Origin of the sequence: Stenotrophomonas sp. NRRL B-14846, assembly GCF_050473585.1 — a bacterium.
Classification (GTDB): domain Bacteria; phylum Pseudomonadota; class Gammaproteobacteria; order Xanthomonadales; family Xanthomonadaceae; genus Stenotrophomonas.
Window position 1 is genome coordinate 1,506,128 of the sequence record NZ_JBFLUN010000022.1, and the last position, 18,092, is coordinate 1,524,219.

The window sequence follows — 18,092 nt, forward strand, 5'->3', positions numbered from 1 at the left end:
TTGTTCCGCTGCTTGCGGGGAATCACAGCGATCCGCGCAGCGTCAGCATCACGTTGCGGGGTTCGCCGAAGAAGTTGCCGCGGCGGATCTGGCTGATCATCGCGTAGTAGCGGGTGTCGAACAGGTTGGCCACGTTGAGGCCCACGCTCCAGCGCGGATTGATCCGGTAGCCGGCACGCAGGTCCCACACGGCACGTCCCGCTGCGCCCATGCGCCAGTCCGGGTCGTCGTAGGCCGGATAGGAATAGCTGCTCTGTGCCGATACACCACCGCCCACGGAGAACGCGTTCCACTTGCCCGGCAGCTGGTAGGACGTCGACAGGCGCAGCAGGTGGCGCGGCGTCTCGGCGCTGATGGTCGCGCCCTCGTCGTCACGGCTGGTGACGTGGGTATAGCCCGCCATCATCTGCCAACCCGGCGCCAGTTCGCCGCTGGCTTCCAGCTCAAAGCCCTTGCTGCGCAGCTTCCCGCCATTGCGGTAGCAATCGGACGACGCCAGCGAGCCACGGCAGGTGCCCGGGTCGGATTCGTCCACCACGGCGTTGCCGGTCTTGCGGATGGAGAACACCGCGGCAGAGACATTCAGGCGGCCATCGTTCAACTCACCCTTCACGCCCAGCTCGTAGTTGGCGCCGATGGCCGGATCCAGCACCGAGCCGGACGCGGTGACGTACGAGCTCTGCGGCTGGAAGGTATCGGCGTAGCTGGCGTAGACCGACCATTGCGGGCCCAGGTCGTAGACGAGGCCGGCGTACGGGGTGAATTCGTGCTTCTGTTCGTAGTCGCGGCTCTTGGCGCCGCTGAAGCCATCGCTGGACTGGTACTTCACCCAGCTCAGCCGGCCACCCAGCGTGAGATGCAGCGGTTCCGCCAGCTGCAGGCGCAGGTTGCTGTACACGCCGCTCTGCTGGGCGCGGGCGTTTTCTGACCAGTCCCACGCGGGCTGCAGCGGCTGCGCAATGGCGCTGTGGTCCGGCGCGTAGACATTGATCGGCACGTCGATGGCCAGGTCCGCCGAGCTCTGGCGGGTACGCTGCCGCGACCACATGGCGCCCAGCAGCACCTGGTGGCTGCGGCCGAAGGCTTCGAAACTGCCGGTGGTGTGCAGGTCGATGCCATCACTGCGCACGCGCGAGCGGTTGAAATAGATGTCATAGAAGCGCGAGCCGATGCCGGTGGCGCGGTCCACCCCGCCCAGCGGAACCGCGACACGCTGGTCCAGGTCCGACTCGGTGCGGTTCACCGACAGGCGTGCCTTCCAGCGCTCGTTGAAACGGTGCTCCGCCTCCGCAAAGGCTTCGTCGACGGAGCCTTCCTGCCGATTCCAGTCCTGGATGAGCGAGGTGGAACGCTTGATGTCCAGCGCGCCGCCATCGGTGTAGCGCGGCAGGCCGAACAGCCAGTAGCCGTCGGTGTCACTGGCCTGATGGCGCAGGCCGAAGGTCAGCGTGGTGTCCGCACCCAGGTCGGCGTCGATCACCCCATAGGCCACCGGCGTCTTCGATGAGGTGCCCCGCTGGAAGTAATCGCGGTCCTGGTAGGCGGCAACCAGTCGGCCGCGCACGCTGCCGGCGGCATTGAGCGGGCCACCGCCATCGACTTCGACACGGTAGTTGTCCCACGAGCCCACGGTGGCCGCCAGATCCAGATGGGCCTGGTCGCGGGGGCGCTTGCGGACCATGTTGATCGCCCCGCTGGGGTCGGCCGCGCCAAGCATCATGCCGCCGGCACCGCGCAGCACTTCAACCCGCTCCAGCACCGCTGTGTCGATAGGCAGCCAGCCCACCGGGGCATAGACAATGCCGGCCACGCCATCGACCAGATAGTTGCTGTCGTCCACGGTGAAGCTGCGGATCGAGAACTTGTGGTTGCCGAAGTTGCGGGCGGTCTTGGTCACACCCGTGGTCTGCGCCAGTGCCTCGTCCAGCGTGGTGAGGTTGCGGTCGTCCAGCTGCTGGCGAGTGATCACGCTGACCGACTGCGGGGTCTGCCGGATGCTCTGCCCCAGCTTGCCCAGGCTCAGCTCACGTGCCGTGTAAGCGCCGTCGCTTGGTGCATTGGCGGTGACGTTCACCGTCTGCAGGGTGGTCTGGGTGTCTTTGCTGCGCGCAGGTGCTGCTGCTTCCTGGGCCAGCGTGAACACGCCCGGGCGTGTGGCATTGACACGCACTCCACTCCCCTCCAGCAGGCGCGCCAGTGCCTCCTGCGGCGTGTAGCTGCCGGTCAGGGCCGGGGCGCGACGGCCCGCCACCGCCGATTCGCTGAACAGCACCTGCTGCCGGGACTGCTCGGAAAAGCGGCGCAGTGCGGCATCCAGCGGTTGCGCCGGAATATTGAACTGCAGGCGCGCAGCCGGCTGCGCCTGTGCGACGGCCGGCGCTGCCAGCGCGCTGGAAATGCACAGTGCCAGCAACGGCAGCCGCTTGGCGTGTACCCCCGTAGAGAACGCGCCAGCAACAAGTGCGCGCTTGATCTTCATGTACCCCATTACCGCTCCATCATGCTTGGCCGCTACTGGCCTCACTGGGGTAAACGGAAAATGGCGGTGGAGTGGGAACCCGCGCCGGAAGAAATTTTCGTTCCGGCGTCAGCGGGTCACAGGCCGTTCGTCGATGCGATAGCCGCCCTGCGCAGTGCGGGTCACCTGCACGGGCAACAGATCCGGCAGCGCTTCCAGGAAGGTGGCTGGGGCATCGGTGGCTGCGTAGCCGGAGACCGGCAGGAACTTCAGCCTTGGCTGGCCCAGCGTGACGGGATGACCCAGATACTGCCCAACCTCCTGCGCCACTTCGTCCAGCGGGGTGCGCCGGAACACCAGGCGCCCGTTGCGCCAGCCGCCAATGCTGTCTGCGCTGGCGGCAATGGAGCGGTAGGCGGCTGTAAGCGTGGTAACGGCCAGGCCTTGTTCGGCGTGCAGGCTGACCGGCGAGGCACCTTCGGCGCGATCCGGCTGTACCTGCACGTGCCCATGCAGAACTTTGACCACGACTTCGCCCGGGCCATTGCGCACATTGAAGGCCGTGCCGACCACCGTCACCCGGCTGCGCTGGGCATCGACGGTGAAGGGCCGGTCGGCCGCCGGGGCGACCTCGAAGTACGCCTCGCCCTGGCTGAGTACCACTTCACGACGGGATCGATAGAAATGCACGACCAGCGTGCTGCGTGCATTGAGCGAAATCCGTGAGCCGTCCGGCAATTGAAGATCACGTGTCTCGCCCGTACCGGTGGCCACGTCCTGTACGTAGCTGGGCGCGGTGTACCAACCGTAGCCGACGTACCCCAAGGCCAGCATCGCCACGGCCGCAGCCGCCGCAACGCGTGGCAGGCGCCATGACCGTGCACGCCGCACCGCCCTGCCCCGCCGTTGAACGGCAGGTACTGCTGGGGCGATCCCCGCATGCCTGTCCGAGGCCAGCACGGGGCGTGGCAGCTGACCCAGGTCGTGCCAGGTTCTGGCCACGTCGGCGAACGCCTGTCGGTGCGCTTCGCTCTCGGCCAGCCAGTGCTGCAGGGCCGCCTCTTCTTCCGGTTGCCAGTCCGCATCCTGCCGCCGCACCATCCACGCGGCGGCCGCCTCATGCAGGGCAAACGGGTCGGAATCTGCGGCAGAAGGGAGATCGGTCATCGGCAGGGAAAATCAGCATCGATGGCAGGCGCCAACGCCTCGCCCGCCTTGATCGGGCGATGCAGTTCCTGCATCTGTGCCAGAGACGCATAGCGTACCCGCACTTCGCAGTAGGCAACCGCTCGCGACAGGTGCTTGACCACCATGCGGCGGGAGATCTGCATGCGAGCGGCTACGTCCTCCTGGGCCAGCCCATCGAAGCGGCAGAGCACGAAGGCCTCGCGTTGCCGCTCCGGCAGCTCGGCCAGTGCTTCTTGCAGGCGTTCCAGGCGCTGCCGCTGTGCGCTGAGCTGCAACGGGCACTGTGATTCATCGCTGGCGATGGCCTGGCCCGCATCCTCGGCATCTGCCAGCGGCAGGGTCTGGAGACGGCGGCCTGCGGTGTGCTCACGATATTCATCGGCCACGGTGTTCATCACCGTTCGCCGGAAATAGGCACCTTGCTGGTCGCACGACGCCAGCGCAGGGTTTGCCGCCAGCCATTTGACTGCACCGTCGTGCAGGGCGTCCTCACCGTCGGCACCTCTCACACGCGCAAGGCTGCGCAGGATGGGCCCGCGCCAGCGGGCATAGGCCTTCGCAAGGAGGTTTCCGCCCATTGGCGAGGCGTCTTCCGGAATGCCCGCCTCCGTGGAAGAGACCCGTTCCGCGTTGCTGCCCGTGCCCCGGCCTAGCGTGGACACATCACCCTCAGGGCAAATGCCTGCGGTCTGCACAGGTGGGGCGGGGAATTCACGTTGGGAGCCGGAGTTCTGGCCGCGACAGGCGGCGGAAGGGGGGGGGGGATGCCCTAAGTGTAGTGAGAGTCATTTGCAATTGGAACTCCCTACCCCTCCCTTGCGCCGTGATACGAAGGGGAATCCAGGTCGTGCGGGAAGATCCACCGGTCCAGCGCACGCTAAGCTCACGGCGGGCAGCGCTGGAAGGCCCAATCCCTCCCCCGCAACGACCAGGCCATCCTGGATGTCGTCCTGAAGAGCGATGGTGATGGCGAGCCCCGCTTTTGCGGCCGATCGTAGACCCTGCTGGCTCGCCGAGGTAAAGGTCACGCGCCACTCCAGGCCGGTTCCAACAAGTGCTTCGATACACACGTCCCGGTGCGTGCACGGGCTGGGTGCGAGTGCGAGCGGCGCAGCCCGTGCGCTGATCAGCTGGGCGGGCAGAAGCAATCGATGGATCCTGCGGCGCCCTTCATTACTGCAGGCGATCCCCAATAGCGCTACGACCACCCATCAATCGGGCCGTCCGCATGGACCATTCTTCCAGAAGCCGCTGCGCACCTGATTCGCCGCCTCTCCCGATTGCCTCCAGCATCCTGTCCAGTCTTCCACGAATCGCACTGGACATCGGCAGTGCAAGCAGATCCTTCAGCGCAGCGTCTGCTGCCTGGAAATCGCCCAGGCGAATGACGGACAGGTACTTCACCCATTGGCAGTAATCGCCCCCGAAGCCGGCCTCTTCAACATACATCAGGAGGTCCGCAGCTGTTCTCACCCCTTCGAGCATTGCGAGGTGGGCCTCGTGCGTGCCGCGGAAAAAATCCTTTGGATCTTCCGGGCAAGCGACCCTCTGGCCGAGAGACATATGCAGGAATGGCAGGTCGTCATAGGCCGGAAGTGCGAAGGTCCATACATAGATGGAGGACGGCGCTGGATCGATGGCAAACCCGGAGATCACGTCAGGCGTGTACGAAGCAATCAGAAAGTTCCCAATCGCCCGCAAGCCAGCCTTCCTGGCGCTCCGTTTCATTGTCCACAGATCAATGGATCTCATGCATGCGCCTGACGGTTGGCAAGGGCGCAGGACCTTCGATGTTCAATTGGATGCCCAGCACCATTCGCATTCCGTCGCGCAGGACAGCAAGCGCTCGATCCAGATCGCGCCTCGCAATGGAAATCGATCTCAGACCAAGTGATTGAGCGACCTCGCACTGCGAGAAAAAGGCGTCATAGGTATCCATCGACTCGGCGTGAAACAGCTGCCTGGGGGCGTTGTCGATCACCCTGAAGAGGTCAGTCATGAAATTCCATGCATCCACGACCTTCCCTGGGTCAACCTCCCTCCCTGAATCTACAGACGAGACCAGCGAATCAAGGTCAATGATGGATTCTCCTTCCCAGTCCAGGACCCGGCCGCGAGCGGCGACCTGACCCTCGAGCCCTTCTTTACTGCTATCGCAGACAGGCCTTCCAGTACTGGACATCACCCGATCATGGTCACCCGATACCCAGGCAAACCAGATGATCCGCTTTCCCCCTACAACGCCGACCGGATATATCGCTTCCATTACCGATTCCTGTTCAGATGGTTCCATCCATCCCGGGCGATCACGGGAGGTGCAGCCGCTGCGATGGTAGCGCCGAACTCGACTCCCGGTGACTTGCGAAGCCGGCCAGCGGCCGGCACTACCCGGGCGATCAGCCTGCGGTTTCCAGCCCCTTGCCTGCCGCAGCCATCCGCAGCGAGGCCAGGTACCGGCAATACTTGCCGACGAAGATGCCGGCGAATCCGCCCGCCAGCAGCAGGTAGGCGGCACTGAAGCCAGCATTGGCGGTCAGCGACGGCGACACCGCAAATGCGACTTCGAAGCCGTACTTCACCAGGAAGGTGATCAGCAGCAGCGGCAGCAGGCTGAAGTCCGCGTTGCGCCAGAGCTTGCCGGTGCTGCTGTCCAGCGTCAGCTTCAGCCGATTCAGCAGCAGCCAGCCCAGCGCGGCACCCGTGGCGATGCCGGCCAGCCATTCACCCCAGGCGCTCGGCGACATGCCGAAGCGATGGCTGATCGACCACGCACCCCATACGGCGAACAGGGCGGGCACGATCGCCAGCTTCTGCAGCGAGGTCTCCCCCGGCTTCATGGCGGCGATGCCGCGGGTGATCAGGAAGGCCAGGAGCAGCCAGACCCAGATCGGCGTCTGCGCGGCGAGTTGCTGGAGCATGTTCATGAGCGGTCCCCTTGGTGAGTGGTGGCTGAGTGGTGGCGAGGTGCCCTCGCCTTGGCGCTCACTATTCGCTTCCGCCCGGGTTGCAGCCAGTGACAGCTGTCAGCCATCGCGGATTACGGGGCGTTGTGCGCGCCCTCCCCTCACCCCGCCGGGCACACACCGTTAACGGCCCGGCCCTATGCTGGGGGCCTCATTGGAGACCTGCCAGGTACCAACCATGACGAAGCTGCATACCCTGATGCTGACCGGCGGCCTGCTTGCGCTGAGCCCTTTGGCCTTGGCCGAGACCGTGAACCTGACCAACAGCGCCGAGGGCGCCAACCGGGATGCTGGCATCACCGCGGTCAAGAAGAAGCTGCAGGACGCGTGTGCCGAACGCAAGGGCTCGCCCGATGCCGCCTCGTTCGAGGTGGTCTTCGAGAAGACCAGCCCGAACCCGAACGTACCCAAGCCGTACTACGTGGACGGCAAGATGAAGTGCGAACTGCCGGGCTGACAGGCCCGGCAGCACAGCCATCGATACGGATCAGCGGCCGGATCCGCAAACGCGCTGCCGGTACTGCGCGATCCACTCCAGCGACGGTGCGATACCGCCGAACGGGAAGAAATGCGGGCTGACCGGGCCATGGGCGTCCGTCAGCCCTTTCACCAGCCGATCGACGAACACCTCCGGCCCCGCCGTGCCGAGCAGCCGGCCGATCGAGATGCCATACCTGGCCAGCATCGATGCACTGGCGCCCACGCCGCACATCGCGGCGTAGCGCAGCAGCCGCGTGATGCTGGCCGGCCCCGGCACGCCAACCAGTACCGGAACCGTGATGCCACGCGCGCGCAGTGCATCCAGCCAGGCCAGCACGGTATCGGCATCGAACGCGAACTGGGTGACGATCAAGGGGGCCATGCCGCGTGCTTCGATGGCCTGGCATTTACGCCCAAGCACCTGCCAGCGGTCGTCAGCGCTCATCACCGGATGGCCTTCCGGGTGCCCGCCGATACCAACGACCTGGATCCCGAAGTGTTCCAGAAGACCGGTCTGGATGATCGAAGCGCTGTCGGCAAACGGCCCGGCGGGCGTGGCCAGGTCACCCGCGACCAGCAGGCAGCGGGTGACCCCGGCTTCGCTGGTGGCGCGCTCCAGGAAGCGCTCAAGCGCTGCGTGCGAGCCGATGCGGCGGGCAGAGAGATGCGGCATCGGCTCGAAGCCGAGCTCGCGCACCGTGCGTGCGGCGGCCAGGCGTGCATCGTCGTCCTCGCTGCCCAGCCAGGGAATGGAGATGACCGTGCCGCGCGGGATGCGGGCCGCCTCGGCACGCAGTGCCGGCATGGCCTTCGCGCTGACCTCCAGCGAAAAGGCGTTGATGAAGGCCTCCGCCTGCGATGAGGTGCCGGCCGGCATCAACGCGCCCCGCGTACATTGCCGGCCAGCGGCGAGCTGTTACGGGCCAGTTCGATGAAGGCCTGCAGGTAGTCGATGCCGGTATCGGCCTCGCGCGCGCCCAGGTAGATCTGCTTGGGGATGCCCTTGGCGCCGAGGCGCACGGGCACCACGTCCATGCGCGCGGCGTACTCCTCCACCAGCCAGCGCGGCATGGCGGCGACACCGCGGCCGCTGGCCACCATCTGCATCATGATGTCGGTGGTTTCAATGGCCTTGTGGCGCCGTGGCGTGATGCCGGCCGGCAGCAGGAACTGGTTGTAGATGTCCAGGCGCTCGAACGGCACCGGATAGCTGATCAGCACTTCCTGGCTGAGCTGGCGCGGCTTTACGTGGTCCACCTTGGCCAGGGCGTGGTTGCTGGCCACCACCAGCACCTGCTCGTAGTCGAACACCGGGATGAACTTAAGGCCCGGCTTCAGCAGTGGATCGGGCGTGACCAGCAGGTCGATCTCGTAGCCGAACAGTGCGCCGATGCCACCAAACTGGAACTTCTGCTTGACGTCCACATCCACGTCCGGCCACGCCGCCAGGTACGGCGAGACGATCTTCAGCAACCACTGGTAGCACGGGTGGCACTCCATGCCGATGCGCAGCGCACCGCGCTCGCCCTGCGCGAACTGGCCCAGCCGCTCCTCGGCCAGGTCCAGCTGCGGCAACACCCGGTTGGCGACCGCCAGCAGGTACTGCCCGGCCTGGGTAAGCCGCAGGCTGCGACCTTCGCGCAGCCAGACATCGGTGCCGAGCTGCTGCTCCAGCTTTTTCATGCTGTGGCTGAGCGCCGACTGGGTCAGGTTGAGCACGCCGGCGGCCGCGGTGAGCGAGCCCTGCTGTTCGACCTGTTGCACGATGCTGAGGTGGATGCGTTCCAGCATGACGATGAATCTCACTCATGGATTGGTGAAGTAATACCATTTTACGTCATGGAAGGGCATGGCTAGGATCGGGTCATGCCTTCGGTTGCCTGCCAGCCTGCTGACCCTGCCGGCCTGCAGGGCTGCGCCCCCGCAGATTGCGCCGAAGCAGCCCCTCCCCTGCTGAAAGCGAACAGATGACCCGCCCCCTCCGTATCGTCGCCGTTTCCGGTGGACTGCAACGCCCCTCCCGGGCCGCCACCCTGGCCGAGCATCTGCTGGGCCTGATCGGCGAAGACGTCCATTGCGAGCAGCAGCTGATCGAACTCGGTGAACTGGCACCGCAGCTGGCCGGTGCGCTGTGGCGCTCGCAGTTGCCCGAGCCGGTCGAGCGGCAGCTGGTTGCGGTTGAACAGGCAGACGTACTGGTGGTGGCCACGCCGGTCTACCGCGGCTCCTACACCGGCCTGTTCAAGCACTTCTTCGATTTCATCGACCAGGATGCACTGGTCGACACCCCGATCCTGCTGGCCGCCACCGGCGGCAGCGAGCGCCACGCGCTGGTGATCGACCATCAGCTGCGGCCGCTCTTCAGCTTCTTCCAGGCCCGCACCCTGCCCCTGGGCGTGTACGCCACCGATCGCGATTTCGCCGAGGGCCGCGTGCACAACGAGGCACTGATCCAACGTGCGCGACTGGCCGTGCAGCGGGCAATGCCCTTGCTTGCCCTGTCCCATCGCGCTGCGCCCGCCATCGCCGAGACCGCCGCAACTCTCTGAATACCGGATGCCAGCACCCTGCATTCGGATGCCACCCAGCAAACCGGAACGCCGCCCATGACGACCGACACCTTCACCTTCAGCATCACGCGCATCCCCTTCAACGAGGATTACCAGCCGGCCGAGGGCACGCGCATCACCACCAACTTCGCCAACCTGGCCCGTGGCGCATCGCGGCAGGAGAACCTGCGCAACACGATCAGCATGATCAACAACCGCTTCAACGACCTGGCGCATTGGGACAACCCGAGCGCGGACCGCTATGCGGTCGAGCTGGACATCATCTCGGTGGAGATGCACATCGACGGCGACGACGGCAGCGATCCGTTCCCGTTGATCGAAGTGCTGCGGCCGACCATCGTCGACACGCAGACCGGCGTTCGCACCGAGGGCATCGTTGGCAACAACTTCTCGTCCTACGTGCGCGACTACGACTTCAGCGTGGTGCTGCCGGCCAGCAACGAGGGCAAGGCCACCTTCGGCATTCCGGAAGGTTTTGGCGACCTGCACGGCAAGCTGTTCCAGCACTTCCTGCGCTCGGACGCCTACCGCGCCAACTTCAGCAAGGGGCCGGTGATCTGCATCAGCGTTTCCAGCAGCAAGACCTACCACCGCACCGAGAACCATCACCCGATCCTGGGCGTGGAGTACCGCCAGGGTGAGTTCTCCCCCACCGACCAGTACTTCGACAAGATGGGCCTGCAGGTGCGTTATTTCATGCCGCCGGGCAGTGTCGCGCCGCTGGCGTTCTACTTCCAGGGCGACCTGCTGGGCGATTACTCGAACCTGGAACTGATCGGCACCATCAGCACGATGGAAGCCTTCCAGAAGATCTACCGCCCGGAGATCTACAACGCCAATTCCGTGGCCGGCAAGGTCTACCAGCCCAGCCTGAAGCACCAGGACTACTCTTCCACCCGCATCGTCTACGACCGCGACGAGCGCAGCCAGCTGGCGGTCAAGCAGGGCCGGTTCACCGAAGAACACTTCATCAAGCCGTACCGCGCCGTGCTTGAGCAGTGGGCCGCCCGCTGATCCATCGATTTTCCATTCGCCCCCCAGGACACACCACACAATGCCGACGAAGACGCTGCTCCCCACCTCCACCGCAGGCAGCCTGCCCAAACCCTCCTGGCTGGCAGAGCCCGAGAAGCTCTGGTCACCCTGGAAGCTGCAGGACGAAGGCCTGATCGAGGGCAAGCAGGACGCCCTGCGCCTGTCCCTGCAGGAACAGCAGCATGCCGGCATCGATATCGTCAGTGACGGCGAGCAGACCCGGCAGCACTTCGTCACCACCTTCATCGAGCACCTCAGCGGCGTCGACTTCGAGAAGCGCGAAACCGTGCGCATCCGCAACCGCTACGATGCCAGCGTGCCGACCGTGGTCGGCGCCGTGAGTCGCCCCAGGCCGGTGTTCGTCGAGGATGCGAAGTTCCTGCGCCGCCAGACCACGCAGCCGATCAAGTGGGCGCTGCCCGGCCCGATGACGATGATCGACACGCTGTACGACGCGCACTACAAGAGCCGCGAAAAGCTGGCCTGGGAATTCGCGAAGATCCTCAACGAGGAAGCGAAGGAGCTGGAGGCTGCAGGCGTGGACATCATCCAGTTCGACGAGCCCGCCTTCAACGTATTCTTCGACGAAGTGAATGATTGGGGCGTAGCCGCACTGGAGCGTGCGATCGAAGGACTGAAGTGCGAGACCGCCGTGCACATCTGCTACGGCTACGGCATCAAGGCCAACACCGACTGGAAGCAGACGCTGGGGTCGGAATGGCGCCAGTACGAGGAGTCGTTCCCGAAGCTGCAGGCCTCCAACATCGACATCATCTCGCTGGAATGCCACAACTCCCACGTGCCGATCGACCTGATCGAGCTGGTGCGCGGCAAGAAAGTGATGGTCGGTGCCATCGACGTGGCCTCCAGCACGGTGGAGACCGCCGATGAAGTAGCCAGCACCCTGCGCAAGGCGCTGCAGTTCGTGGACGCCGACAAGCTCTACCCGAGTACCAACTGCGGCATGGCGCCGCTGGCGCGCGACGTGGCCAGGGGCAAGCTGCGCGCGCTCAGCGAAGGGGCGAGGATCGTGCGCGAGGAACTCTCGGCATAACCCCGGCAGGGGAGGCATTGCCGTTCGAATGGCGGCTTGACGGCGCCTGGCCGGGTATCGACCAGGCTCCACCTCGCGCCTGCAGCTCCGGCCTGGCCTCCATCGCGGGCGGTCGCGGTGCCAGCGCCTGCTTGATCCGTGCCACCTCCCCCGCCCCGGCCTCGGCCAGGCGGCGGGCCTGCTGCCGTTGCTCCGCCGAAAGTGCCGGCGACGGCGCAGCGCTCGCCTCCGGCGCTACGTCCACCAGGCGCGCCACTGCCTCGCGCAGCCGCAGCTGCGGGCAGAGCCGTGCAGCACACCAGCGTTCTGCGTAGCGCCTGGCCTGTCGCACATTCGTGGCGGCCACCACCTTGGTCTGGGACATCTTGCGTGCGTCCAGGTACACCCGGAAGCCAAGCACGGCATGCGGCACGATGTTGGCCACCGAGCGCCCGTTCCACCACAGGTCCCAGCGCTCGCCGCTCTGCACCCAGCCGGAGGGCCGGGTGACCGTCATGTACGCGGGAAGATCAAAGGAGGAATGCATGGCCGGAAGCATACGATCGGCCGTCGCAGGGAATGAGATTGCAACGACGCTATGGCCGGTGACCATGAATCGTTCAAGAAGCCGCCGGGTGAACTCTGTTTCAAGGCGCTACCCTGTTGCCCCATGCCTTCCGCGCTCAACGTCTCTCGCAGCACGCTCGTGGCCAAGGCCGCCTCATTGCCCCGGTTGCCGGGGGTGTATACCTTCCACGATGCGGCGGGCACGGCACTGTACATCGGCAAAAGCGTGGACATCCGGCGCCGGGTACTGGATCACCTGCGGGCATCGGACGAACAACGGCTTGTCGGCAGGACAGACGCGTTCTCCTGCATCCGCACGGCGGGCGATATCGGGGCACAGCTGCTGGAAGCGCGGTTGATCAAGCAGGCCAAGCCGCTGTTCAACCAGAAGCTCCGCCGCAACAAGCGGTTGTGCACGATCGTACTGAGCGGCGACGCCGTTCGTATCGAGGACGTCCACGCGGCCGATCCTTTGCAGGCCTACGGCCTCTTCCCCAGCCGCCACGCTGCCATCGCCGCACTGCAGCGACTGGCTGATGAGCACCGGCTCTGCTACGGGCGGCTGGGTGTCGAATCGGTACGTGCCGGGGCACCCTGCTTCCGCCATCTGCTCAAGCGCTGCTCGGGGGTCTGCAACGGAATGGAATCGACGTCAGCGCATGATGAGCGCCTGCAGGCCGGCCTGGCCTGCTATCACCAGCGCGCATGGCCCTACCCGGGGGCGATCGGCATCGTGGAGCGCTCGGAGGACCTCAAGCAGATCCATGTGGTGCGCAACTGGACGTACCTGGGCTCGGCGCCGACGATCGCCGCTGCGCGCCGCCTGGATGCCCCGGCGGCCGGGTTCGATCGTGATGGCTACAGCGTGCTTGCAAGGCCGCTGCTCGGCGAGTCGGTGAAGGTCATCGGCCTCTAGTGGAACAGCAGTGTACCGGGCGGCGCGTTGCCGGCCAGCGACCGGCGCTGCCGCTACGCGACCCGCTGCGAAACGGGCTATTAGTGTGACGCGTCACGGCCGACCACGCTTTCGATCCAATCGAGGTAGCGGGACACGCGCACGTTGTAGACCACCTGCCCATAGAAGCCCGCTTCCAGCGCATGCTCGGGAACGGCGGTGATCCAGGAGCCGAGGCCCACCAGCTGCCAGGCCCCACCTTTCTTGATCACCAGCGGGCCGCCGCTGTCGCCGTTGCCGAGCACGCCTTCAAGGGGCAGGCCCTGCGGCGGCGGATCGAACCGGTACCAGAGATAGCGCGTGTTGCCACCGGTAATCGCGTTGTAGGCCCGCCGCAGCGTCGTACGATGCGGCCCGCCCGGCGCCAGTCCAGTCGCACCGTTGCCGGTGGCGCCCTTGCCGATCAAGGCGGCGATCTGGGTGACCTCGGCGCTGCCACGATAGAGGGCCACCGGCTGCACGTCGCTCACCGGTGTGGCAAGTCTGATCAGCGCAATGTCATCTGACGCCGCCAGAAACGCGTGGATTTTCGACGCACTCCCCGTTGCCATCGCTTCCTTGCCCAGCGCCTCGGGCATCCTCCGGTAGCCGGGGTGCAGGAAAACACGCTCGACGCCGTAGCCCTTCCCATGGATGGTGATGGTGGCGCCCATGCCCTCCATCGGTGCGGCATGTGCTGCGGTCAGCACCCAGCGCGGCGCGATCAGGACGCCGTGCCCCTCGCCCGGCATGTCCGCCAGTGCCGGGAAGACGGATGCATCGATCTGATACCTGGCATCGTCGACATCATCGCGGATGACCACGGCGCCGGCGGCGAACGGGAGCGCAGCAAGTGCGAGGAAAAGCCAGCGGTTCATGGAAGCCTTCGGCCCTGCAGTTCAGTCACAACAGCCTAGGGCATGGCCCTGCCATACGGGGAGATCGTGCGACCAATCCCCGGCGATGACCGACGAACGCGGGGGAACGGGAGTTGAAGCCGGCCGGGCCATGCCCTACCTGCGGCCCCGATAGGGTTCGCAGCCCACGCCGTCATTGTCACGATCGAGGTGCGGGCCATACCCCGGATCACCACGCCGTACCGGCGCAGCCCCGGCGGCGCGGGCCTCCGCGCAGTTGGCAAATGCCCGGGAACTGCGCGCGGGAGCGGGGGCGAAACTGCTGCGCGGGGTGTCGACGTAGCGAGGTGCGGCTGGGGCGCCTCGATGGCAGTGATAGTCACCCGTTTTCCGGTTGGTGTGGCAACCCTGCTTGTCGAGCCCGCCCGGATGCGCGAGCGCATTGGCGGACAGCGCCAGTGCGAGCATCCCGGATGCAGCCAATACAGTGGAATCCCGGCGTCGGGTATCCATGCCTTCCCCCTTTCAGGCAATCCTGCCAGGGGGAAGGCTAGCATGGTGTCTCGACCGCCAGCCTTGACGCTGCAATGGCTGCCACTCAGCGCTGGTAATCCTTCAGGAACAACCAGGTGATCAGCGTGGCATCAGGCCCCTTCGGATCGGTGAACGGCAGGCCCGACTGGCTGCCACTCCACGCATGCCCCATCCCCTGCACGACATAGTGCTGCACCAGCGTCCTGCCACCGTAGGCGTAGGTGTCCACCGTATACGCACGTCCGCCCGGCACCTGGCCGTGATAGGTGCTGGTCGGCACGTACTTCACCGAGTCGTTGTCCAGGCCATCGTCAGCCAGGTCGTTGGTCTGCAGGAACTGGCGCACGGCCTGCTCACCGTTCACCGGGTTGACGGTGAGGTCGGCGCTGCCATGGAACACCAGCACCGGCAACGGGCGCGGCGAAGGCGAGCCCGAGCACTGCCAGGCCAGCCGACCGTTGCTGTCCGGTGAGTAGATGCTGCCGGCCAACAGTGCGTAGGCGCTGCCGGAAATCGTGGTCGCGCCCTTGTACATGCCACCGGAGTGGATGGCGCCGGCAGCGAATACATCCGAGTAGCAGGCCAGCATGATCGAGGTCATCGCGCCGCCGGCAGAAATGCCGGTTACATAGACCCGGTGCGGATCGATGCTGTAGCCGGATTTCACCTTGTCCACGATGCCGGCCAGCAGTGATGGCTCGCCACTGTCGCGCGCCTGGTTGATCGGCAGCTGCCAGTTCCAGCAGCGTGCAGGATTGGAGGTAACGTTCTGGCGCGGGTACACCACGATGAACCCCTCGCTGTCGGCGACCTCGTTGAAGCCGGACGCCTCGCCCATCAGGTTCGGGCCGGTCACGCAGCCGTGCAGCACCAGCAGCAGCGGCAGTGGCTGGGCCGCGTCGTAGCCGGCCGGCACCCAGACCTGGTATTCGCGGGCGCCGAACAGATTGCCGTACAGGCCGATGTCCCAATGCCCTGCCGGGCCTGCTGCAAGCGCGCTGCCCGCCGTTGCCAGCCAGGTGCACAGCACCAGCGCCATCGCTTTGATCGAATCGATTCCGGATTTCATGACCAGATCCTCATGGGTGAGTCGTGGATGAAGGAGTACCGGGGAACGCGTCCGGCTGGGGGCGCGCCCAGTATCCGCATCCGGCGGCGGCTGCCGACTGGACCTAGGTCCACTCGCCGCTGCCCGATGACACCGCTAGCCTTGGCTGCAGGGGTGGCATCGTGCCATCTGCAATGGACATGCCCTGGGGAGGATCGAATGAAACGGAATTGTCTGAGCCTGATGATCGGCGCGCTGCTGGCGTCCGGCCCGGTACTGGCACAGGACGCGCCGCAGGGGGCGGCGACCGTGGGCAGGAATGCATCACCCACCAACCTGGACAGCATCAAGGTCACCGCACGCAAGCGCGAGGAGACCCTGCAGGAAGTGCCGGTAGCGGTCACCGCGTTCACCTCCGAGGCGCTGGACAGGATGAATGTCCAGGACATCAGCGACCTGGACGGGCAGGTGCCGAACCTGACCATCTACGCGGCGCGCGGCGCCAGCAGCACGGTCACCGCCTACATCCGCGGCATCGGCCAGTCCGACCCGACCTGGGGTGCGGACCCGGGGGTGGGCATCTACCTGGATGACGTCTACATCGCACGCCCGCAGGGCGCACTTCTGGATGTGTTCGATGTATCGCGCATCGAGGTGCTGCGCGGCCCGCAGGGAACGCTGTACGGCAAGAACACCATTGGCGGTGCGATCAAGTACATCTCGCGCGGCCTGCCCACCCAGACCGAGGGATTCGCCCAGATCACCGTGGGCAACTACAGCCAGCTGGACGCGAAGGCGGCGATCGGCGGCCCGATCGGCGGCGCCGACAGTGGCCTGCGAGCACGCGTGGCGGTGGCCAGCATGAACCACGACGGCTTCGGCGAGAACACCTTCAATGGCCAGCCGGTCAGCGACAAGCAGATCAACGCGGCACGCCTGAATCTCGGCGCGTATGCGGGCGACGACTTCGATGTGCAGTTCGCGCTGGACTGGATCGATGACCAGTCGGGCATGCGCGGTTCGAAGATGCTGGCGCCCAACCCGTTCCTGCGCGCCTACCCGCCGATGGACAGCCGTTATGACATCCGCTCGGGCATGCGCAACCTCAACAACGTGGAGACCAAGGGCGCGTCGGCCACGGTGAACTGGCGGCCGAACGACGACATCGCAGTGAAGTACGTGGTGGCCAAGCGCGAGTCGGACAGTGAAGCCAACATCGACTTCGACACCACGCCGGTCAAGCTGGCCGACGTGAGCGGCACCTACAACGACAACCAGGTCAGCAACGAGGTGCAGCTGAACTACGATGCCGGTGGCCGGGTGCGCGGCGTGGTGGGCCTGTACCAGTTCAGTGGCGAGGCCGGTGGGCAGATCCAGAACAACTACTTCAGCGCGCAGTTCGCCGACAACCAGGGCAAGGTGCTGACCGACAGCATCGCGCTGTATGCGGACTGGACCTTCGACCTGACCAGCAGGCTGAAGCTGGACGTGGGCGCCCGCTACACCGATGAAGACAAGCGCGCGATCGTGCTGAACCGCCTCTACGCCGACCCGGGTTTCAGCCGGCCGGTGGCGGTGACCGCGGACTTCGACAAGAAGACCAACTTCAAGAACGTCTCGCCCAAGGTCTCGCTGGACTACCAGATCACCCCGGACATCATGGTCTACGGGCTGGCCACGCGTGGCTTCAAGTCAGGCGGCTACAACATCCGCGCCAACGCGGTGGCCGTGCCGCGCTCGGCCGAACCGTTCGATGACGAGACCGTGGACAGCTACGAGGTCGGCAGCAAGATGGCCTTCCTCGACCAGCGCCTGTTCCTGAACCTGTCGGCCTTCTACAACAAGTACAAGGACATCCAGCTGTCGGTGTTCACCGGGCTGGATACCAATGGCGATGGCATTGATGACTCCTTCTTTGGTGATTTCACCAATGCCGGCGCCGGCACCGTCAAGGGCCTCGAGGTCGAATACCAGTACCTGCCCAGCCGGCACTGGTTGATTTCCGGCAATCTGGCCTGGCTGGACACGAAGTACGACGAGTACATGGACCGCGGCATCAACGTGGCCCGGCAGATGAAGTTCACCAATGCGCCGGAGTTCTCGGGGGCGTTGAACGTGGAGTACCGCACCGATCTGGCCAACGGCAGCAACCTGTCGGCGCGGGTGAGCTACAGCTACCAGAGCGAGGTGTGGCCGACCACCGACCTGAGCCCGGTGATCCGCCAGGACGGCTACGGGCTGCTCAACGCCGGCGTGATCTGGCGGCTGGATGACGCCTGGACGTTCTCGCTGCAGGGCACCAACCTGGCCGACAAGGAATACCGCACCACCGGTTACAACATTCCGGCAGTCGGCACGCTGATTGGCTTCTATGGCCCGCCGCGCCAGTATAGCCTCAGCGTCCGTTACGATTTCTAGCGCGTCC

The 18,092-nt window shown here is 65.6% G+C and carries 18 protein-coding genes; 6 read left to right on the forward strand and 12 right to left on the reverse strand.

What is annotated here, in order from left to right; all coding sequences use genetic code 11:
* Positions 1 to 22: 22 nt before the first annotated feature.
* The 6 genes from AB1281_RS09170 to AB1281_RS09195 all read right to left on the reverse strand — a co-directional run bounded on the left by AB1281_RS09170 (position 23) and on the right by AB1281_RS09195 (position 6,570).
* Complete coding sequence (locus tag AB1281_RS09170; protein ID WP_430345663.1) at positions 23 to 2,479, reverse strand: TonB-dependent siderophore receptor; 2,457 nt, start codon at positions 2,477 to 2,479, stop codon at positions 23 to 25.
* A 108-nt stretch (positions 2,480 to 2,587) separates the two neighbouring features.
* Positions 2,588 to 3,625, reverse strand: coding sequence for a FecR family protein (locus AB1281_RS09175; protein ID WP_430345664.1), 1,038 nt, complete (start codon positions 3,623 to 3,625; stop codon positions 2,588 to 2,590).
* Positions 3,622 to 4,341, reverse strand: a complete 720-nt coding sequence (locus AB1281_RS09180) for an RNA polymerase sigma factor (protein WP_430345665.1) — start codon at positions 4,339 to 4,341, stop codon at positions 3,622 to 3,624. Before AB1281_RS09180 ends, AB1281_RS09175 begins: the two co-directional genes overlap by 4 nt.
* A 478-nt stretch (positions 4,342 to 4,819) precedes the next feature.
* A complete protein-coding gene (locus AB1281_RS09185; RefSeq protein WP_188489704.1) occupies positions 4,820 to 5,398 on the reverse strand; it encodes a hypothetical protein in 579 nt (192 codons plus the stop codon).
* The gene (locus tag AB1281_RS09190; RefSeq protein WP_188489706.1) at positions 5,385 to 5,912 is read right to left on the reverse strand and encodes a hypothetical protein; all 528 of its coding nucleotides are present in this window, start codon (positions 5,910 to 5,912) and stop codon (positions 5,385 to 5,387) included. The genes AB1281_RS09185 and AB1281_RS09190 overlap by 14 nt, the downstream gene beginning before the upstream one ends.
* Before the next feature lie 130 nt (positions 5,913 to 6,042).
* On the reverse strand, positions 6,043 to 6,570 hold the full coding sequence (locus AB1281_RS09195; protein WP_430345666.1) for a DUF6622 family protein: 528 nt from the start codon (positions 6,568 to 6,570) through the stop codon (positions 6,043 to 6,045).
* Positions 6,571 to 6,787: 217 nt separating this feature from the next.
* On the opposite strand from AB1281_RS09195, the gene AB1281_RS09200 reads away from it, so the two are divergent.
* Entirely contained in the window at positions 6,788 to 7,066 is a 279-nt protein-coding gene (locus AB1281_RS09200) for a hypothetical protein (RefSeq protein ID WP_430345667.1), read from the forward strand.
* A gap of 30 nt (positions 7,067 to 7,096) precedes the next feature.
* On the opposite strand, the gene AB1281_RS09205 is transcribed toward AB1281_RS09200, so the two are convergent.
* Complete coding sequence (locus tag AB1281_RS09205) at positions 7,097 to 7,966, reverse strand: methylenetetrahydrofolate reductase (RefSeq protein ID WP_430345668.1); 870 nt, start codon at positions 7,964 to 7,966, stop codon at positions 7,097 to 7,099.
* Complete coding sequence (locus tag AB1281_RS09210; protein ID WP_430346986.1) at positions 7,966 to 8,880, reverse strand: LysR family transcriptional regulator; 915 nt, start codon at positions 8,878 to 8,880, stop codon at positions 7,966 to 7,968. The genes AB1281_RS09205 and AB1281_RS09210 overlap by 1 nt, the downstream gene beginning before the upstream one ends.
* A gap of 176 nt (positions 8,881 to 9,056) precedes the next feature.
* Here AB1281_RS09210 and msuE point away from each other — a divergent pair, with 176 nt between their 5' ends.
* Genes msuE through AB1281_RS09225 form a run of 3 tightly spaced genes read left to right on the forward strand, consistent with a single transcriptional unit; the run spans position 9,057 to position 11,748 of the window.
* The gene (msuE, locus tag AB1281_RS09215) at positions 9,057 to 9,638 is read left to right on the forward strand and encodes an FMN reductase (protein ID WP_188484868.1); all 582 of its coding nucleotides are present in this window, start codon (positions 9,057 to 9,059) and stop codon (positions 9,636 to 9,638) included.
* 57 nt (positions 9,639 to 9,695) lie between these two features.
* A complete protein-coding gene (locus AB1281_RS09220) occupies positions 9,696 to 10,673 on the forward strand; it encodes a DUF1852 domain-containing protein (RefSeq protein WP_430345669.1) in 978 nt (325 codons plus the stop codon).
* A gap of 40 nt (positions 10,674 to 10,713) precedes the next feature.
* Positions 10,714 to 11,748 (forward strand): methionine synthase, encoded by a 1,035-nt coding sequence (locus tag AB1281_RS09225; protein WP_075678283.1) that lies wholly within the window; start codon positions 10,714 to 10,716, stop codon positions 11,746 to 11,748.
* Here the strand turns inward: AB1281_RS09225 and AB1281_RS09230 are convergent.
* A complete protein-coding gene (locus AB1281_RS09230) occupies positions 11,705 to 12,274 on the reverse strand; it encodes a hypothetical protein (protein ID WP_430345670.1) in 570 nt (189 codons plus the stop codon). The genes AB1281_RS09225 and AB1281_RS09230 overlap by 44 nt on opposite strands.
* Before the next feature lie 123 nt (positions 12,275 to 12,397).
* On the opposite strand from AB1281_RS09230, the gene AB1281_RS09235 reads away from it, so the two are divergent.
* A complete protein-coding gene (locus tag AB1281_RS09235; protein ID WP_430345671.1) occupies positions 12,398 to 13,210 on the forward strand; it encodes an endonuclease in 813 nt (270 codons plus the stop codon).
* 80 nt (positions 13,211 to 13,290) lie between these two features.
* On the opposite strand, the gene AB1281_RS09240 is transcribed toward AB1281_RS09235, so the two are convergent.
* The 3 genes from AB1281_RS09240 to AB1281_RS09250 form a co-directional block, all read right to left on the reverse strand.
* Positions 13,291 to 14,106 (reverse strand): S1 family peptidase, encoded by an 816-nt coding sequence (locus AB1281_RS09240; protein WP_430345672.1) that lies wholly within the window; start codon positions 14,104 to 14,106, stop codon positions 13,291 to 13,293.
* 135 nt (positions 14,107 to 14,241) lie between these two features.
* Positions 14,242 to 14,598 carry an excalibur calcium-binding domain-containing protein gene (locus AB1281_RS09245; RefSeq protein ID WP_430345673.1) on the reverse strand — a complete coding sequence of 119 codons (357 nt, stop codon included), beginning with the start codon at positions 14,596 to 14,598 and terminating at the stop codon, positions 14,242 to 14,244.
* Between the two features lie 85 nt (positions 14,599 to 14,683).
* Positions 14,684 to 15,688, reverse strand: a complete 1,005-nt coding sequence (locus tag AB1281_RS09250; RefSeq protein ID WP_430345674.1) for an extracellular catalytic domain type 1 short-chain-length polyhydroxyalkanoate depolymerase — start codon at positions 15,686 to 15,688, stop codon at positions 14,684 to 14,686.
* Between the two features lie 198 nt (positions 15,689 to 15,886).
* Here AB1281_RS09250 and AB1281_RS09255 point away from each other — a divergent pair, with 198 nt between their 5' ends.
* Entirely contained in the window at positions 15,887 to 18,085 is a 2,199-nt protein-coding gene (locus AB1281_RS09255) for a TonB-dependent receptor (protein ID WP_430345675.1), read from the forward strand.
* Positions 18,086 to 18,092: the final 7 nt, after the last annotated feature.

Excerpts from the sequence above, each read along its gene's own strand:
- AB1281_RS09170 (WP_430345663.1), bottom strand. The coding sequence starts at position 2,479 with ATGAAGATCAAGCGCGCACTTGTTGCTGGCGCGTTCTCTACGGGGGTA.
- AB1281_RS09175 (WP_430345664.1), bottom strand. The coding sequence starts at position 3,625 with ATGACCGATCTCCCTTCTGCCGCAGATTCCGACCCGTTTGCCCTGCAT.
- AB1281_RS09185 (WP_188489704.1), bottom strand. The coding sequence starts at position 5,398 with ATGAGATCCATTGATCTGTGGACAATGAAACGGAGCGCCAGGAAGGCT.
- AB1281_RS09190 (WP_188489706.1), bottom strand. The coding sequence starts at position 5,912 with ATGGAAGCGATATATCCGGTCGGCGTTGTAGGGGGAAAGCGGATCATC.
- AB1281_RS09195 (WP_430345666.1), bottom strand. The coding sequence starts at position 6,570 with ATGAACATGCTCCAGCAACTCGCCGCGCAGACGCCGATCTGGGTCTGG.
- AB1281_RS09200 (WP_430345667.1), top strand. The coding sequence starts at position 6,788 with ATGACGAAGCTGCATACCCTGATGCTGACCGGCGGCCTGCTTGCGCTG.
- AB1281_RS09205 (WP_430345668.1), bottom strand. The coding sequence starts at position 7,966 with ATGCCGGCCGGCACCTCATCGCAGGCGGAGGCCTTCATCAACGCCTTT.
- AB1281_RS09210 (WP_430346986.1), bottom strand. The coding sequence starts at position 8,880 with ATGCTGGAACGCATCCACCTCAGCATCGTGCAACAGGTCGAACAGCAG.
- msuE (WP_188484868.1), top strand. The coding sequence starts at position 9,057 with ATGACCCGCCCCCTCCGTATCGTCGCCGTTTCCGGTGGACTGCAACGC.
- AB1281_RS09220 (WP_430345669.1), top strand. The coding sequence starts at position 9,696 with ATGACGACCGACACCTTCACCTTCAGCATCACGCGCATCCCCTTCAAC.
- AB1281_RS09225 (WP_075678283.1), top strand. The coding sequence starts at position 10,714 with ATGCCGACGAAGACGCTGCTCCCCACCTCCACCGCAGGCAGCCTGCCC.
- AB1281_RS09230 (WP_430345670.1), bottom strand. The coding sequence starts at position 12,274 with ATGCATTCCTCCTTTGATCTTCCCGCGTACATGACGGTCACCCGGCCC.
- AB1281_RS09235 (WP_430345671.1), top strand. The coding sequence starts at position 12,398 with ATGCCTTCCGCGCTCAACGTCTCTCGCAGCACGCTCGTGGCCAAGGCC.
- AB1281_RS09240 (WP_430345672.1), bottom strand. The coding sequence starts at position 14,106 with ATGAACCGCTGGCTTTTCCTCGCACTTGCTGCGCTCCCGTTCGCCGCC.
- AB1281_RS09245 (WP_430345673.1), bottom strand. The coding sequence starts at position 14,598 with ATGGATACCCGACGCCGGGATTCCACTGTATTGGCTGCATCCGGGATG.
- AB1281_RS09250 (WP_430345674.1), bottom strand. The coding sequence starts at position 15,688 with ATGAAATCCGGAATCGATTCGATCAAAGCGATGGCGCTGGTGCTGTGC.
- AB1281_RS09255 (WP_430345675.1), top strand. The coding sequence starts at position 15,887 with ATGAAACGGAATTGTCTGAGCCTGATGATCGGCGCGCTGCTGGCGTCC.